General features: G+C 67.4%; 14 protein-coding genes. 9 read left to right on the top strand and 5 right to left on the bottom strand.

All coding sequences use genetic code 11. The features are described from left to right. Position 1: 1 nt before the first annotated feature. Complete coding sequence (locus D7X99_RS08705) at positions 2-790, bottom strand: hypothetical protein (protein ID WP_121777364.1); 789 nt, start codon at positions 788-790, stop codon at positions 2-4. A 188-nt stretch (positions 791-978) separates the two neighbouring features. On the opposite strand from D7X99_RS08705, the gene D7X99_RS08700 reads away from it, so the two are divergent. The 4 genes from D7X99_RS08700 (at position 979) to D7X99_RS08685 (ending at position 6,282) form a co-directional block, all read left to right on the top strand. Beyond that, positions 979-3,618 (top strand): PEP-utilizing enzyme, encoded by a 2,640-nt coding sequence (locus tag D7X99_RS08700; protein WP_121777363.1) that lies wholly within the window; start codon positions 979-981, stop codon positions 3,616-3,618. Further along, the gene (locus tag D7X99_RS08695) at positions 3,611-4,240 is read left to right on the top strand and encodes a gamma-glutamyl-gamma-aminobutyrate hydrolase family protein (protein ID WP_121777362.1); all 630 of its coding nucleotides are present in this window, start codon (positions 3,611-3,613) and stop codon (positions 4,238-4,240) included. The genes D7X99_RS08700 and D7X99_RS08695 overlap by 8 nt, the downstream gene beginning before the upstream one ends. Then, a complete protein-coding gene (locus tag D7X99_RS08690) occupies positions 4,237-5,007 on the top strand; it encodes an NTP transferase domain-containing protein (RefSeq protein ID WP_158626962.1) in 771 nt (256 codons plus the stop codon). Before D7X99_RS08695 ends, D7X99_RS08690 begins: the two co-directional genes overlap by 4 nt. Positions 5,008-5,280: 273 nt before the next feature. Beyond that, positions 5,281-6,282 carry a PD40 domain-containing protein gene (locus D7X99_RS08685; protein ID WP_121777360.1) on the top strand — a complete coding sequence of 334 codons (1,002 nt, stop codon included), beginning with the start codon at positions 5,281-5,283 and terminating at the stop codon, positions 6,280-6,282. A gap of 76 nt (positions 6,283-6,358) precedes the next feature. Here the strand turns inward: D7X99_RS08685 and D7X99_RS08680 are convergent, their stop codons facing one another. Beyond that, positions 6,359-6,874, bottom strand: a complete 516-nt coding sequence (locus D7X99_RS08680) for a homoserine O-succinyltransferase (RefSeq protein WP_147476088.1) — start codon at positions 6,872-6,874, stop codon at positions 6,359-6,361. 683 nt (positions 6,875-7,557) lie between these two features. Continuing rightward, positions 7,558-7,857: a hypothetical protein gene (locus D7X99_RS08670; protein WP_147476087.1), complete on the bottom strand. Its 300-nt coding sequence runs from the start codon at positions 7,855-7,857 to the stop codon at positions 7,558-7,560. A 180-nt stretch (positions 7,858-8,037) separates the two neighbouring features. Between D7X99_RS08670 and D7X99_RS08665 the strand changes: the two genes are divergently transcribed. Next, positions 8,038-9,450, top strand: coding sequence for a hypothetical protein (locus D7X99_RS08665; protein ID WP_126933156.1), 1,413 nt, complete (start codon positions 8,038-8,040; stop codon positions 9,448-9,450). A gap of 297 nt (positions 9,451-9,747) precedes the next feature. After that, positions 9,748-10,995, top strand: coding sequence for a hypothetical protein (locus D7X99_RS08660; protein ID WP_120575012.1), 1,248 nt, complete (start codon positions 9,748-9,750; stop codon positions 10,993-10,995). 280 nt (positions 10,996-11,275) lie between these two features. Here D7X99_RS08660 and D7X99_RS42725 read toward each other — a convergent pair whose 3' ends face one another. Then, entirely contained in the window at positions 11,276-11,413 is a 138-nt protein-coding gene (locus tag D7X99_RS42725; RefSeq protein ID WP_158620550.1) for a hypothetical protein, read from the bottom strand. A 336-nt stretch (positions 11,414-11,749) separates the two neighbouring features. Here D7X99_RS42725 and D7X99_RS08655 point away from each other — a divergent pair, with 336 nt between their 5' ends. The 3 genes from D7X99_RS08655 (at position 11,750) to D7X99_RS08645 (ending at position 14,674) form a co-directional block, all read left to right on the top strand. Next, on the top strand, positions 11,750-12,910 hold the full coding sequence (locus D7X99_RS08655) for a M57 family metalloprotease (protein WP_121777356.1): 1,161 nt from the start codon (positions 11,750-11,752) through the stop codon (positions 12,908-12,910). A gap of 47 nt (positions 12,911-12,957) precedes the next feature. After that, the gene (locus D7X99_RS08650) at positions 12,958-13,191 is read left to right on the top strand and encodes a hypothetical protein (RefSeq protein ID WP_147476086.1); all 234 of its coding nucleotides are present in this window, start codon (positions 12,958-12,960) and stop codon (positions 13,189-13,191) included. 154 nt (positions 13,192-13,345) lie between these two features. Further along, a complete protein-coding gene (locus D7X99_RS08645) occupies positions 13,346-14,674 on the top strand; it encodes a DUF418 domain-containing protein (RefSeq protein ID WP_121777354.1) in 1,329 nt (442 codons plus the stop codon). Position 14,675: 1 nt separating this feature from the next. On the opposite strand, the gene D7X99_RS08640 is transcribed toward D7X99_RS08645, so the two are convergent. Next, entirely contained in the window at positions 14,676-15,635 is a 960-nt protein-coding gene (locus tag D7X99_RS08640; RefSeq protein ID WP_158626961.1) for a neprosin family prolyl endopeptidase, read from the bottom strand. Positions 15,636-15,739 lie beyond the last annotated feature (104 nt).

Genomic DNA, 15,739 nt, shown 5'->3' with positions numbered 1-15,739 from the left:
GTCACCCCGCCAGCGGCACGCGTTCGAGCACCCGGCTCTTGAGGATGAGGTCGTCGTGCGTGCGCAGGATGGAGAGCTCGGTCACGTCGAGCTCCACGAGGGTCGTCTCGCGGAAGCGCCGCAGCACGCCGAAGAGCTCGTCCGCCTCGTGCACGTCCAGCTCGGAGTTGAAGCGCAGGTGGTCCATCAACTGGAGACAGCCGATGTAGAAGCCCGGGTGGAGCGAATGGCCCAGGCGCGTCTGGACCTCGGTGAGGTGGTCCACGGGGTTCGGGCCGTCCGTCAGCTCCGGGTAGACGGGGAAGTAGATGCGGCCGTTCTTCTTGCCCCAGAGCCAGCCGCCCTTCACCTGGATGCGGAAGCGGGGGAAGCCCTCCAGCCGCTGCTTCACGAAGGGCACGATGTCCGCGATGGGCATCCGTTCATGCAGCCCGTTGCAGATGGTGAAGTGGTGTCTGTATTTGCGCCGCTCGACGATGTCCCAGGCGATCTTCCGCGCCGCGGCGGTCATCGCCACGGCGTTCATGAAGCGGTTGAACTGGGGGCTCTGCGCGAAGGCGCCGAAGTCCACGAAGCCCACCAGCGAGACGCGGGGCGCGCGGTAGGTGCCCAGCCAGTCGTAGCCGGCCTTGAGGTCGAACGGCACGACCTCCGGGTGGTCTGGCCGCACCAGCGGCAGCTGCATCAAGCGGTACTCGTAGGAGAGGACATGGTCCTCGGACGGGCGGGGCTGAAGCTCATTGCCCGCGCGGCGGTACGCCAGCCGCTCATCCGTGGCGAAGGTTCTCATGCATCGAATCCACCACACGTGGGCAGAGGCCACAATGCGATGCCGCGCACGCGCCATGCACCACGTCCGCTCGTGCGAGGTCGCCCGTGACAGCCCTGGAATGCGAAGCCGAGACGTTTCGCCCTACCCCTCCGATTGGAAGTCCTCCTGACTGCCGCATCCGCGGCGTAGGCCCCGTGCACGCATCCATGCGGACCTGGGCCGAGCGCGTCCTGAGCACGCTCGCCCAGACGTACGACGGCGTGCCGCTGACGCTCGCGTTCAAGGGAACAGTGCTCCCGCGTCCGCGCGCGCTCCGCGTGCTGCTCGATGAGGCCTCCGCCGTCATCGCGACCTGGCGGGGAGAGTGCCGCTTCATCGTCGGAAGGACCCAGGCGGTGCGTGAGGCGCTGGAGGGATGGGACCTGGACGAGGTGGCGGACCGGCTTGCCCAGGCCGGAGACGTGGCGCGCTTCGAGCTGGAAGACGACGAGGTCTCCAGCGAGCCCCAGGCCCCCGTGGGCCGGCTCGTGCTGGGGGACAAGGCGCGCACGCTCGACATCCTGTCGGAGCTGCACGGGCCGTGGCGCGTCTCCCGGCCGCACATCGTGTGGAGCGGCGACTGGGCCCAGGACCGGGACGCCGTGCTCCAGCGTGTGCGGGAGCGCTTTGGAAACGAGCGCATCGTGGTGCGCTCCTCCTGCTCCGCGGAGGATGCGTGGACCGCGTCGAACGCGGGACGCTTCCTCTCGGTGCTCGACGTGGACGCGGGCGATGCCGTGGCCGTGGGCGGCGCCATCGAGGACGTGTTCGATTCGTATGGTCCAGGGGCACGGGAAGAGAAGGTCTTCCTCCAGTCCTACGTCCACCCCGTGAGTGAAAGCGGCGTGCTGATGGCGCGGCACCCGGAGACGCTGGCCTCGTACTGGGTGGTGGCGTCGGACGTCTCCAGCGGGCGCACGGATCAGATTACGTCCGGCGCCCTGGAGAAGCCCTCCTCCGCGTACGTGGAGCACGGCGTGCCCCGGGGCCTGTTGCCGGACTCGCTCCGTCGCGTCGTCACCGTGGGGCGTGAGCTGGTGAAGCTCGTTGGCGTGGAGGCACTGGACATCGAGTTCGCGCTGGCGGGCGGTGACTTCCACCTCCTCCAGGTGCGTCCCATCGCCAAGGGTTCGTCGCTGCCAGAGGGAGGCGAGGTCCGCCGGGCGATGCTGCTGGCGGATGCCTGCACTGCGCACCAGGCGCTGCTGCGGCCCAAGGCCCCCGTCGTCGGAGACGGGCCTGTCTACAGCACGATGACGGACTGGAACCCGGCGGAGATGATTGGCCGGCGTCCGCTTCCGCTCGCACGGACGCTCTACGGCAGGCTCATCACGGACCAGACCTGGGCGGAGCAGCGCGCGGCCTACGGGTACCGGGACCTGCGCGGCACTCCCCTGCTGCGCGACTTCGCGGGGCACGCCTACGTGGACGTGCGCGCGTCGCTCAACTCCTTCATCCCGGCCGTCACCCCGGCGCGAGTGGCGGAGGTCCTGGTCTCCCAGCAGCTGGCCCGGCTGGCCAGCGCCCCCGAGCTGCATGACAAGGTGGAGTTCGAGATCGCGGACACGTGCGCGAGCCTCGGCCTGCGCGAGCGGCTCCGGAGGCTCTATGCGTCCTCGTTGGATGCAGGCGAGCTGGATGCCCTGGCCACCGCGCTGCGGGACATCACGCTCCACGGGCTTCGCGACCTGCCCGCGCAGGTGGAGCAGGTGCAGCGGCTGCGGGCCGAGCCGTTCGCGCCGGGCTTCGAGGGCGGGCTCGGTCCCATCCTCGCGCGCCTGCGCAAGCTGGGCACCCTGCCCTTCGCGCATCTGGCACGGACGGCGTTCGTGGTGACCGCGCTGCTCAAGAGCTTCGTTCGCGAGGGCGTGATGAATTCGAGCGAGCAGCGCGAGGTGCTCCAGCGCATCCGGACGGTGGCGGGCCAGCTGCAAGCGGACGCGTTCCGCGTGCGGCGGGGCGAGCTGGGCCTGGAGGCGCTCGTCGCGGAGTTCGGGCACCTGCGCCCCGGGACCTATGACATCCGGGTGCCACGCTATGGCGCGGATCCGGAGCGCTACCTCGGCCCGCTCATCTCCGGAGCGGAGGAACCGTTCAGGCACGAAGCCCCCCTGTCCCGGAGCCTCCACGAGCGCCTGGGCGCGGGCCTCCGGAGCGCCGGCCTGTCGATGACCAGCGAGGTGTTTCTCGCGCACCTGGGCGCGGGCATCGCGGGGCGCGAGTACGGCAAGCACGTGTTCACGAAGACGCTGAGTGGCGTGCTCGAACACCTCGCGGAGTGGGGCGAGCCGCTGGGGCTGAGCCGGGATGACCTGGCGCACCTGTCGCTGGAGCAGGTGGAGACCGCCCTGGCGCTTCCGCCGCTCGAAGCCCGGTCGTGGTGCCGCGACGCCGTGGAGGAGGCTCGCGAGCATGCCGCCGCCGTCACCCTCATCGAGCTGCCGGACATCCTGACGCGCGCGTCGCACCTGCTCTTCCACGTGAGCAGTGGAGAGCAGCCCCTGTTCGTCACCAAGGCGTGCGTGCGCGCGCCGGTGCTGGTCGCGGACGGGCTGCCAGACCCGGAGCGCGTGCGCGGCAACATCGTGCTGCTGGAGCGCGCCGACCCCGGCTACGACGGGCTGCTCGCGCTGGGCGTCGCAGGCATCGTCACGGCGTATGGGGGCGCGAACTCGCACATGGCGGTGCGCTGCACCGAGCTGCAGCTGCCCGCAGCCATCGGCGTGGGCCGGGAGCAGTTCCGGCGGCTGTCGGGTGGGCGGGTGATGACGCTGGACTGCGGGGGGCGCAGGCTCGTCCATGAGTGAGCGCCGCGTGGCACTCATCACCCAGCGCAGCGACCGTGTCCCGGGGCGTCTGGAGGTGCGGGATGCGCTCGAAGACTCCTGGGCCTCGGGCCTGTGGGAGGCCGGCTGGGTGCCGTTCCCCGCGGTGAACGTGGCCGCCGCGGCCGTGGCCCAGTTCGAAGCCCTCCGTCCCGGGCTCGTCATCCTGAGTGGAGGCAACGAAGCTCCGGGAACGGGACCGGATTCCGTTCCCGCGCGCGACGAGACGGAGTCGGTCCTGCTGTCGCTCGCCCTCCGGACGCGGACGCCGGTGCTGGGCGTGTGCCGGGGCGCGCAGATGCTCGCGCTGTTCGCGGGGATGCGGCTGGTGCCCGTCGAAGGCCACGTGCGCGTGCGCCACGCGTTGACGGGTCCACTCGCCCAGGCGTGGCGGGGCCCGGCGGAGGTGGCGAGCTTCCACCACTGGGGCGTGGCGGAGGACTCCCTGCCTGACGGATGGGACGTCCTGGCGCGCTCGGAGGACGGAGCGGTGGAGGCCTTCGCGAACCGGGAGCGGCGCTCGCTGGGCGTCCTCTGGCACCCCGAGCGCGCGCCCCATCACCTTCCCTCGGTCCTCGAAGTCATGGAGGCGTACGAACCGTGAAAGCCATCATCCTTGCAGCGGGCCTGGGCACCCGCATGGGGCCGCTCGCGGCGAACCGGCCAAAGTGTCTGGTGGAGCTGGCGGGAGCCCCGCTGCTCGACCATCAGCTGGCCGTCTACGCGCACTTCGGCGTGGACGTCACGGTGATGGCCGGCGCGTATCCCGAGCTGACCGGGGCGGGCCGCAACGTGCGCGTCGTGGTGAACCCGGCCTACACCACCGGCAACATGGTCTCCACGCTGCGCTTCAGCCTGCCGGTGGTGTCCCGCACGGAGCCGGTCCTCGTCTCCTATGGGGACATCGTCTTCTCTCACGAGGTGTTGGGGCGGATGCTCGCCGCGTCCCGGGATGTCGAAGTCGCCATCGACACGCAGTGGCGCAGGCTCTGGGAGCTGCGGATGGAGGACCCCACGACGGACTGCGAGTCGTTGCGCCTGGAAGGCGAGCGCATCGTGGACATCGGCTCGCGGGTGCGTTCGGTGGAGGAGGTGCAGGGGCAATACATCGGGCTGCTGCGATTCGGACCCGGCGTCCTGCACTCGCTCCTGGAGCGCTTCGACCAGCACGTGGCGATGGACCCGCGTTACTGGAACATCTCCATGACGGCCTTCCTCCAGGACCTCATCTCCGAGGGCGTGGCGGTCCACGCCGTGCCCATCGCGTCCGGCTGGCTGGAGGCGGACAACGCGGAGGACCTGCGCCGCTACACCGAGGCCCACGCCTCCGGAGCGCTGGCGGGCTTCTGGTCGCCCACAGCGGTCAGCTGAGGCGAACCCGAGGCCCCCCGCGTCCTGGAGCAGGTCCACGGCCGGCAAACCCAGCCGGCAACGGCAACTCTTGCCGGCCCGAAGCGCCGGATCGCGGCAAGACTTGCCGTCCTCACAGGTTGCTCCAGGGGAAGCGGCCTTGAACGTGGATTGGCCCTGCCCTTGCTCTGTCGACGTCATGTCCGCCCTTCCGTCCCGGTCCGCCTGGGAACCCCCTTCCAGGGTGAGCCTCGCGAGGCCGGTGAACCTGAAACACAGCTGGGAGCCAGTGCCATGATGATGGGAAGAAACTGCATCCTTGGAGCAGTCCTGCTGACGGCCGCGTGTGGTGTCTCCAACCCTGAACAGGAGGTCGCGGAGGACGATGTCACGGCGAAGACGTGCCTCCCCAACTGCCCACCGCCGACGAAGATCGCCTTCGCGTCAAACCGGGGAAGCGACCCCGCCCACCCCATCAACACCTACGACATCTTCGTGATGGGCACCGATGGCACCGTGTTGAACCGCCTCACGAACGACCTCGTGATGGACCGGCGCCCCAAACTCAACAAGGCGCGCACCCAGGTGGTCTGGCAGCGCGCCTACGGCCAGACGTATCCGTACTTTGGCGACTTCGAGATCGTCACCGCCAACATCGACGGCAGCAACATGCAGCGGCTCACGAACTGGGAAGGTGATGACGAACAGCCCGCCTTCAGCCCCGACGGGACGCGCATCGTCTTCGTCCACTGCACCTCCCGGTGCAGCCTCTACCTGATGGACGCCAACGGCCAGCACCTGGCCCTCCTGGCCACGGACCTGCAAGGCGCCGGCAGCTACATCACGCCGAGCTTCAGCCCCGATGGCCTGCAGGTCGTATTCGGCTACGAGGCGCTGAGCACGTCGGACATCCCCTTCCGGGGCATCTACCGCATCAACGTGGATGGGACGGGCCTGGTGAGGCTGAACGAAGGCCCTTCCAACTGGACCTCGTTCTTCCCGGTCTACAACGCGGCGGGGACGAAGATTGCCTTCACCGCGAGCATCTCGGTGCAGAGCCTGTACGAGCGGGACCTCTACTCCATGAACGCGGACGGGACGGGGCTGGTCGCGCTGCTGAACGGGCCGGAGGACGACCAATGCCCGGCCTACAGTCCTACTGCGGATACCCTGGTGTTCGAACGCTTCACGAACAGCGCGAGCAGTGGCGAAATCTTCATGCGGTCCGTCAACGGCACCCTGACCAACCTGACGAATACCGTGAGCGCGAACGACGTCGAACCGTCCTGGCAGTGATGGAAGCCCGGTGAAACGGCGCGCCCACCCGCCAGGTGGGCGCGCCAGCGTGAAGACGGCCGCATCCATGCCGCGGTCAGATGAGGCGCACCCGAGGGTCCCCGGCATCCTGGAGCAGCGAGAAGCCAGCGCGGTAGCGCTCCTGGATGTCGGGCACGGAGGTCAGCGCGCGGACTGCCGCGTCCCAGTCCGGCCAGGTGAGGTGCTCCGAGCGGACAGCGTCGCTGAAGGGCGTGTCGTCCGTGAGGTGGAAGTGCACCTGCCCCACGTCCTGCCGAGGCCCCGCGTTGACGAGCACCGACGCGGGGGTCCGCTGCCGTGCTCCGGCGATGAGCGCGAAGAGGCCCGTGCGAAGCCCGGCATGGCGCGGATGCGCCAGGGAGAAGACGTCCGGCACTCCCCGCAGGGGGACGGCGATGTGGTGGAAGGTGCCGTAGACGGGACGCGGGTGCCGGTAGATGGCGGCCTGCTCCGAGCGGTCCACGGAGGTGAGGGGCAGGAGCCGGTCCGCGTGCGCGAAGCCGAAGCGCACCAGGGAGCCGGAGGCGGGGGTGCGCGCCATCCGGAACGCCAGCTGTTTCAGGGTTGCCATGAACGTCCTTCGCTCGGTGCCAGTCGAAGGAAGCTTGCCCTCGCGGTCTGACAGCCTGCTCCGGTGGTTCTACCCCAGGCGGGATGCTCAAGGTCCCTGGAGCACCTCGTACAACGGGACGCCGCACGCAGGGCGCTGGACGTGTGGGCCTGCGCGAGGTGTGGCGGCAGGCGCCGGGTGCTGGCGTACGTGAACGAGGCAGGAGGGGTGCGAGCGATTCTAGAGCACCTGGGCCTGCCCACGGCAGGTGCGAGGCTCGCCCCGGCGCGCGGACCCCTCCAAGCCGCAGGGTGTTGAAGCTCAAGCCGCCAGGGCCCAGAGAGCCAGGCCCCTGCCGCGCACCTCATGAGCGGGCGGCCAGGGCCAGCGTGTACCCCAAGGGGCTCAAGCCGCTCCTCCACCCGCATGGCTCACACTGCTTGAGCGACCCCGTCCGCGGCCCTCCGCGGCACCTCCGCTCCTGCCCTCACCCTCCACATGGCCGCTATCCCGCCTATACGCAAAGACAGGCAGCGCGGGATTGGCGAGGTCGTAGACAAGGACGCCCCTGCTGCTGCTGGCCACGCTGCGTGTCCCGGAAGCGGAGCGGCTCGTCGTACAACGTGCTCGTGCCTCCGTCACTCCGGCGCTGGAAGCCGACAGGGCCGGTGCTGATGAGGGTGCCCCCGTCCTCCAGGCGTCGCTCATCCCGGGTGTTGGCCAGACAGATGCCCTCCTTGGGGAAGCATGGCGAGCGCCGCCGGGGCGCAATTCGAGACATCGAAGCGGGACAACTCCTCGCAGCCGCTGCTGGACGCGTCCCGCGAATCGAAGCCGCACGGCGCGAAGGGGCCCCGGTCCACCCAGTCTCCGTGCTCCTCCAGTTCGGTGTACGTGCCGTCCCAGACAAAGGGGCCGGCATCCGGGGTCCCCGCGTCGAAGGAGGGGCGTGGGGGCGTGTCCTCGCAGCCGGGAGGGAGCTGGGGGTCGACATACACTTGCACGTCAAAACGCATCAGGTGTTCGAGCCCTGGAGTCCCGGCGCACCTTCCGTCTGACTTTGTGGATTATTCCAGCCAGACGATTCTTATCGCACTGGAAGGCAACAAGTCTTCGCTTGGGGCCGGCTTTTATTCCGTGTTAGACAATGACCCGCAGTGAAAAATGCTTCGCCGGGGGAATTCATGAAAAACAGTTTGCGTGTCATTGGAGTGACCCAGGTCCTTGGGTTGCTCTCCTCGCTCCTCGTGGCTTGTAATCCCGCGGCCGAGCCCTTCCCGGACATGGAAGTCGTGGCAGTGGACTCACGGCAGGATGAACTCTATGGCAATCCCGCCGGTTACTGGCCCACGAACGCCGCGGGCTTCACCGACGTCCCCGTTTGTTGGACCACGGCAGGCTGGAACTCGGAGAAGACGTGGGTGAGGCAGATCGTCGAGGCGCAGTGGGACACGAACAGCAGTTTGCGTTTCACGGGTTGGGGCGCCTGCGACATCCTTACTCCTGCTCAGGCCATCCGCATCCAGGTGGATGAGAGCGGTCCGCGCTCCATCGTCGGCCGCTCGAACAGCAGCCCCAGCATGTGGCTCAACTTCAACTTCGCCAGTTGGAGCCACGTCTGCAACGACGGTGTTGATGACGCATCGTTGCCGGGAGATGACCGCGAATATTGCATCCGCGGCGTCGCCTTGCACGAGTTCGGCCACGCCCTGGGCTTCTGGCATGAGCAGGACTCTCCGGGCAATCAACCCAACACGCCGGGCTACTGCGACAACACCATCGTTCAGCAGGCCAATGGCGAGGTCATCACCGCGTACGACCCTCTCTCGACCATGAACTACTGCGCCGCGTGGGGCCGGCCGACCTTGAGCGCCCTGGACATTCAGGGCTTGCGCCAGGTTTATGGCGTGTCTCCCCTCGAGTTCCAGTTCCAGCATTACGCGTTCCCCTCCACGTGCACCCTGGTCAACGAGCCGGGCGATTCCCACGGCTGGAATGACAATTACCTCTGCACCGCGGGTCAGGAGGGGGTGAGCTGGTCCTATGCGGGACCCATCGCGGGCCAGCGCTGCACCCTGATCAACGAGCTCCTCGACCCCGATGGCTGGAATGACAACTACCTCTGCGTGCCCACCTACAGCCCCCTGCAGTTCGTCTGGTCCTCGTTGCTCCCGATCCCCTTGATGCGCTGCACGCAGTGGAATGAGCCGGGCGACCCCGACTCCTGGAACAACAACTACCTGTGTTACACGCAGCGGTTCGCGTTCTCCCCCGCGGGGAAGATCGCGGGTACCACCTGCGTCTCGGTCAACGAGCCGGCCGACCCGAATGGCTGGAATGACAACTTCCTGTGCTCCGAGGTGGACGAAGGCGTGCGTTTCAGCAACGCGGGGCCTATCGCTGGCATGCGGTGCACGCTCGTTGACGAGCCCAGCGACCCCAACACCTGGAACAACAATTACGTCTGCGTGCCCAACCTCAGCCTGCTCAACTTCCAGTGGTCCAGCGCAGGCCCCATCTCTGGGAAGACCTGCATCGCGTGGAACGAGCCCGCGGATTCCGCTCACGGCTGGAACAACAACTATCTCTGCTACTGAGCGCCGCTCCGCGTCAGCCACCTGAGCCTCAGGCGCTACGAGTATCAGGTGTATGGCTTTCGCATGGGCGGTGTGAACAACGTGCCCGGTAGTCACCATCCCACATGCCTGGAAGTCGCACTCCACCGCCGGGCCCCGCGTCAGGGGGGCTCCGGCGGTTCCGCATCGGCAGCAAATATAGCCCGATTCCAGCAAATCGACCTATTCATGTAAAAAATGAATAGCCAAAAAAGCCAGTGGATAGCAAGTACGGGGTGATTGGTGCGATGCCAATCCTTTGCGAACAAAGGGAATTCCATGTCCAAGCTTCATCAAACGCTGCTGACCGCTTCCGTCGCGCTCCTGGGGTTGAACGGGTGTGGTGGCACGGAGCTTCCGGAGCCGGAGCTGGCCACCGCCCAGCAGGGCATGCAGGTGGCGGCGGCCATCCCGCTGCCGATCCCCGCTTGCGCGGGCGCGCTGGACACGGATGGCGACGGCGTCTGTGACCTGGTGGAGACGCTGCTGGGCACCAACCCCAACAACCCCGACACGGATGGGGACCGGCTCAACGACTACGCGGAGTCGTTCGGCTTCGGCGGCGGCCTGGACCTGACGGCCCTCGGCGCGAACGCGCGCAAGAAGGACATCTTCATCGAGGTGGACTACTACCCGGGACAGCAGCCGACCCAGGCGATGCTGAACCGTGTCATCACGGCCTTCTCCAAGGCGCCGGTGTCCAACCCGGATGGCTCCACGGGCATCACGTTGCATCTGGTGGTGGACCAGCAGATCACCGCGGCGGACGCGGACCTGGACCTGAGCCCCGTGTGGACGGACTTCGACGTCATCAAGGGCAAGTACTTCGCCGCGAACCGCGCGCCCTACTTCCACTACATGCTGTTCGCGAACCGGTACGGCGGTGGCAACTCCAGCGGCATCTCGCGCGGCATCCCCGCGCATGACTTCGTGGTGACGCTGGGCTTCGCCGCCGGCATCACGGAGCTGCAACTGGCCGGCACCCTGATGCACGAGCTGGGGCACAACATCGGCCTGCGCCACGGCGGCAACGACGATTCGAACTACAAGCCCAACTACCTGAGCATCATGAACTACGAGTACCAGTTCTATGGCTTCGGCATTGGCGGCCTGAACAACGTGCTCGACTACTCGCGCGTGCAGGTGGCCTCGTTCAACGAGCAGAGCGTCAACGAGGTCTCCGGGTTCGCGCCCGTCGCCCCCACCACCGAAGCGGACCTCGCGAAGATCAGCGGGCTTCGCTTCAACGACGCCCAGGTCACGGGCAACGCGAGCACCAACACCGACTTCAACAACAATGGGAGCATCCAGGCCGCGGCCTATGTCCGGGACTTCAACCGCAACGGCTTCGCCGACGTGTTCCCCGCGTCGCAGAACGACTGGACGGCGCTCGCGTATGACGGCGGCGGGCAGATTGGCTTCGCCACGTCGGGCCTCACCCAGGACCTGGGCCGCGAGGAGCTGTTCCTCGTCGCCCCGGAGAAGATGGAGCCCTGCCTCACCGTGGACGCGCGCGACGCCCGGTAGTCCCTGTCGCTCCGGCTGAACCTTCGCATTCCGCCGCCGGGTCCTCCTTCACGGGGGGCCCGGCGGTCGTGTCTCCGGCCCCCTGACGCGGCGCGTTCGTTCGTCCCCCCATGTCCCCTGGGGCCTGAGCTCAAGACCGGCGTCCGCGCTTGCCGGGCCCACGTCGCTTTTGCGTGCGCGGGCCCCGACTCCTCCACCCGCGTGCGCGCCAGCTTGTCCGGCAGGAGCAGTCACACCGCGCCCTGCGGGGCCCCATCCACGTCCGTCTCCACGTTGTACTTCAGCGGCACGTCCTGCTCGCGCACAGCCCTCCGTCCGGCAGCGCCAGGAGCACCACCCGCGTCTGGGGGGGACGCGAACCGGTCCGGTCCAGGTTGAAGAACAGCATGCGCTCGCGGAAGTCCTCCATCGAATCCACGCCATCCAGCTCTTCACCGGGATGTACCTGTTACGGCGCGTGGCATCACTGGTGCCTCCACCGCGGGCGATCCTCACGAGGTTTCATGGCGTCTTCGTGCCAGGCGCGAAACTCCGGCCAGCTCCGCTCCCCCAGGCGGCGAGCATTGCGGATGACGGGGGCCACGAGGGATGTGGGGGGTAGCCCTCGCGGTCTGGCAGCGTGCGCCGCCGGTTCTACTCCAGGCCCCTGGCAGTAGGCCCTTGAACGAAACGAACGGGGTAGTGGGCTATATCAGCTTTTAAAGGTATTGCTCATACTGGACTGCCATTCGTCCCCATTCACAAAGGAGTCTCCATGTTCTCAAGAAGCCTCGTACTCGCGGCAGGGTGCATCGCGCTGGAATTCGGGTGTGGCGAGCCCGCGGATGAGACGCAGGAGATCGTTGGCAACCTGGTCAGCGCCGGCTTTCCGTCCAACGACATCATGGTCGTCGATGGGAAGGTCTATGTCGGGCGGGACGCCGAGGTGTCGCTGGAGGCCTCTCGCGAGATGCTCGAGGCCGGCCCAACCCCTGGGGAGCAGTACCGCACGAACAACGTCGTCAGCCCCTCCCTGACGAAGATCTGCATCAACGGTTCGGCGTTCACCGGCGCGTTCAGCACGGCGCTGGACCTCGCCATCCAGAACTACGCCGAACTGCCGCTCACCTTCACCATGGCGCGCACGCCGAGCACCGGCTGCAGCTTCACCATCAATGCGGTCATCGACCCGAACATGAATGGCGGCGTGGCCGGGTTCCCGGCGAACGGCAACCCGTTCGGGCAGATCACCATCGGCGGCCAGCTCAGCCAGTACGGCGTCGACGTCATCGAGCACGTCATCACGCATGAGATTGGCCACACCGTCGGATTCCGGCACTCGGACTACTACAACCGCGCCATCAGCTGCGGCTCCGGTGGCAACGAGGGTGACGCCGGTGTCGGCGCGATCCACATCCCGGGCACGCCGACCACGGCGACCGTCGGTGCCTCGATCATGAACTCCTGCTTCCGCACGGTCGAGACGGGCGAGTTCACCGCCAGCGACCGCACCGCGCTGGCCGCGATGTACACGGCCGCCTCCGCCCCCGCCCTGGTCAGCGCCCTGGACCCGAATCGCTGCCTGGACGTGACCGGTGGCAGCGCGACTCAGGGAACGGCCACCCAGCTCTGGGAGTGCAACGGTACCGCCGCGCAGCAGTGGACCCTGACCGCTCAAGGGGAGCTGCGAAGCAACCTGGCCCCCAACCTCTGCCTGGACGTCTTCAACGGAGACCCGACGCCGGGCACGCGCGTCCAGATTTATGGATGCAATGGGTCGGCCGCCCAGCGGTGGACGGTGGCAGGCGCCACGCTGCGGAGCGCCCTGGCCCCCAACCTCTGCCTGGATGTCTTCAATGCCAGCACGACCCCTGGCACCAAGATTCAAGTCTGGGAGTGCAACGGCACGAACGCCCAGAACTGGTCCACGCGCTGAGCGTGAGCTTCGACAGGATTTCATTGAACAGACACAAGGGGCCGAACATGAAGAGCCGATGGCTGAGTGCAGCGATTTTCGCGGTGGCGATGGCGGTGGGCGCCTGTGGTGGCCCGGAAGAGACCGACGCCCAGGAGCAGGTGTCGCCCACGGGCATCGAGCAGACCCAGCCCGAGGGCCCCCACCAGCAGGCCATCTCCTGTGACGCGGAGGGCCGCTGTCCCCCCAACTTCTACTGCAGCGCGACGTGGACCTGCCGCTACATCGGCGGGCATCTGTAGCCCGGGCCAAGCTTCGTGAACGTCAGGGTCGCGCATCCACCCTGGCGTTCAGGATTCACTCCAGGACGGACGCCTGGGGGTTCGTGAATCCGAAGAGCATCGCTCGCGCGGAATACGGGCAGGCAGCTTCACGTTGCCCACCCTTTCTCCGAGCATGCCCCCAGTTCCGTCCGAGGTCTCGCTCCCCAGTGCCGTGGCCCGTCCCGTGGATTCCAGCGAGCGACTGGCGGTCCTCGACACACTGCGTGGTTTCGCCCTGTGCGGCGTGTTCATCTCCAACGTGATGGTGTGGTTCAGCGGAAGGGTCTTCCTGCCGCGTGAGCAGGTCCTCACGGCGATGAACAACGCGTCGCTCGCCGACACCGTCGCCTGGCAGGCGTTCTCGTTCCTGGTGGCCGGGAAGTTCATCACCCTCTTCTCGTTCCTCTTCGGACTCGGCTTCGCGGTGCAGATGGGCCGCGCCGAGGCGCGAGGGGCCTCCATCACGCCGCTCTATGTCCGGCGGCTGGGGGTGATGCTGGTGATGGGGCTCTCCCACCTGTTCCTCATCTGGTACGGCGACATCCTCAGCACCTACGCGGTGCTGGGATTCGGCCTGCTCCTGTTCCGAGGGCGCTCGGAGCGAACGCTGCTCATCTGTGCCCTGCTGTTCGCCCTGGGGTGGTCCGTCGTCGGTGTGGTCATCCTCAAGCTCCCGCAACTGATGGCGGACACGCCGGAGGCCGCGGCAGCCATCGCCAAGGCGGCCACCGAGAAGTCCGCGGCCATCAAGGCGCAGACGCTCGCGGCCTACATCAGTGGAAGCTGGCTGGACGTGACGAAGGCGACCTTTCACTTCGTCTTCCGCGACTACTTCCCGCTGCTCCTGGCCATCACGCTCTCGACGTTTGGCCGGTTCCTGCTGGGCCTGCTGGCGGGGAAGCGCCGCATCTTCCACGACGTGCCCCAGCACCTGGGGCTGTTCCGCCGGATCCTCGGGTGGGGTCTCGTCGCGGGGGTGATTGGCAGCGGCAGCGGCCTGGTGCTGCAACAGCTCATGCTGAAGCAGGTCTTCACGCCGGAGACACTGCCGGCGTGGGTGTCTTTCGCCATCGCGCCGCTGCGGAACCTGGGCGAGTTGGGCTTCGCGGCCGTCTACGTGTCCGGCATCACCCTGCTCTTCCAGCGGGCCAACTGGCAGCGAGCGTTGAGCCTGCTCGCGCCAGTGGGCCGCATGGCGCTGACGAACTACCTGTCACAGTCGATCATCAGCGTGCTGTTCTTCTACGGATACGGACTGGGCTTCATCACGAAGCTGGGCCCCGCGGCGTGCGTGGCGTACTGCCTGGCCATCTTCTGCGTCCAGGGGGTGTGGAGCCACCTGTGGCTGGCGAGGTTCCGCTTCGGCCCCGCGGAGTGGGTGTGGCGGTCGCTGACGTATGGAAGGGCCCAGCCGATGCGCCGGGATGACGGCTCGGGCCAACGCACGACGGCGCCGGCATAGCTCAGCCGCCGCCGTTCCCGCCGAACTCCATATATGAGCCATTCCAATACGAGAGGGAGTAATACGCGGGGTTGGTCTGGAAGCTCCAGCCGTCGGTGACGAGGTTGCAGCTGGGGCCCGCGGTGTGGATGCACATCCCCTGCATGTACGCGGTGCCGAAGGTCCCGGAGAACTGTCCCGTGCCCATGTCGGTGAGCGGCGGGACCCGGCTCTGCGCCGAGTAGACCTCGCCGTAGAAGTGCGCCATGTCGCCAGAAGTGAACTGGCCATTCCAGAGCGAGCCGGGGAAGTAGCCGACCCAGGCATCATTGAACCAGATCCACCAGTTGCCGTTGTCATAGCGGATGTACTGCTGGACCGAGTATCCGTAATAGCTGGAGAGCGGCATCCCGGGGCCGTAGACGCCGTGGACCTGGACGAAGCCGGCAGCGTCGTTGAACTGGCCGTAGCTCCACTGGGAGATCATCAGTCGAGGGAAGGCGTCCCAGAACTTCCGCAGGCCCATCTCCACCAGGTGATAGTTGGCGCCACGGACGATGGACATCTGGGACGTCACCATGTCGCTCTGGTCGTACACCGCCGGGTTGGAGAACAGGATCGCCGCTCCAACGCCGCTCTGGCTCAACGCGTCCGTGGGCTTCATCACTCCGGCGTACCAGTACGACCCCGCCAGCGACTGCGTGGCGGCCGAGCCAGCTAACGGCGGACCGGCCTTGTGCGTCCGAAGCTCCGCCTGCGCGTAGACCGGCACCTGGCCCGGCGGACAGACAGCGCGAACACGGGGGGCGAATGCGGCCTTCTCCACGTTGGGAGGAGGCGGAGGCACGGCGGCGCGTGCGGCCTCCGTCATCGCCTCGCAGCGGTACTCCCAGGGCGCGAGCGCGAGCTCCACCTCCGACGTATCGGCGATGGCCTCCGGGCGAACCTCGCTCGCAGGCTCGCCACATCCGATGAGAAACATTGACAGCAACAAGCCAGCTCTCGACATGGACGGTTCCTTTCGCACATCGACACCGGCCATCTTCTCTTCTGACTCTGACATGCGGCCTGCCGTCATCCAGGTGT

It is taken from the genome of Corallococcus sp. AB032C, assembly GCF_003668935.1.
Taxonomy (GTDB): Bacteria; Myxococcota; Myxococcia; order Myxococcales; family Myxococcaceae; genus Corallococcus; species Corallococcus exiguus.
This window is presented reverse-complemented; position numbering and strand designations above follow the sequence as displayed.

Excerpts from the sequence above, each read along its gene's own strand:
- D7X99_RS08680 (WP_147476088.1), bottom strand. The coding sequence starts at position 6,874 with ATGGCAACCCTGAAACAGCTGGCGTTCCGGATGGCGCGCACCCCCGCC.
- D7X99_RS08695 (WP_121777362.1), top strand. The coding sequence starts at position 3,611 with ATGAGTGAGCGCCGCGTGGCACTCATCACCCAGCGCAGCGACCGTGTC.
- D7X99_RS08700 (WP_121777363.1), top strand. The coding sequence starts at position 979 with ATGCGGACCTGGGCCGAGCGCGTCCTGAGCACGCTCGCCCAGACGTAC.
- D7X99_RS08655 (WP_121777356.1), top strand. The coding sequence starts at position 11,750 with ATGTTCTCAAGAAGCCTCGTACTCGCGGCAGGGTGCATCGCGCTGGAA.
- D7X99_RS08645 (WP_121777354.1), top strand. The coding sequence starts at position 13,346 with ATGCCCCCAGTTCCGTCCGAGGTCTCGCTCCCCAGTGCCGTGGCCCGT.
- D7X99_RS08660 (WP_120575012.1), top strand. The coding sequence starts at position 9,748 with ATGTCCAAGCTTCATCAAACGCTGCTGACCGCTTCCGTCGCGCTCCTG.
- D7X99_RS08650 (WP_147476086.1), top strand. The coding sequence starts at position 12,958 with ATGAAGAGCCGATGGCTGAGTGCAGCGATTTTCGCGGTGGCGATGGCG.
- D7X99_RS08640 (WP_158626961.1), bottom strand. The coding sequence starts at position 15,635 with ATGTTTCTCATCGGATGTGGCGAGCCTGCGAGCGAGGTTCGCCCGGAG.
- D7X99_RS08685 (WP_121777360.1), top strand. The coding sequence starts at position 5,281 with ATGATGATGGGAAGAAACTGCATCCTTGGAGCAGTCCTGCTGACGGCC.
- D7X99_RS08705 (WP_121777364.1), bottom strand. The coding sequence starts at position 790 with ATGAGAACCTTCGCCACGGATGAGCGGCTGGCGTACCGCCGCGCGGGC.
- D7X99_RS08665 (WP_126933156.1), top strand. The coding sequence starts at position 8,038 with ATGAAAAACAGTTTGCGTGTCATTGGAGTGACCCAGGTCCTTGGGTTG.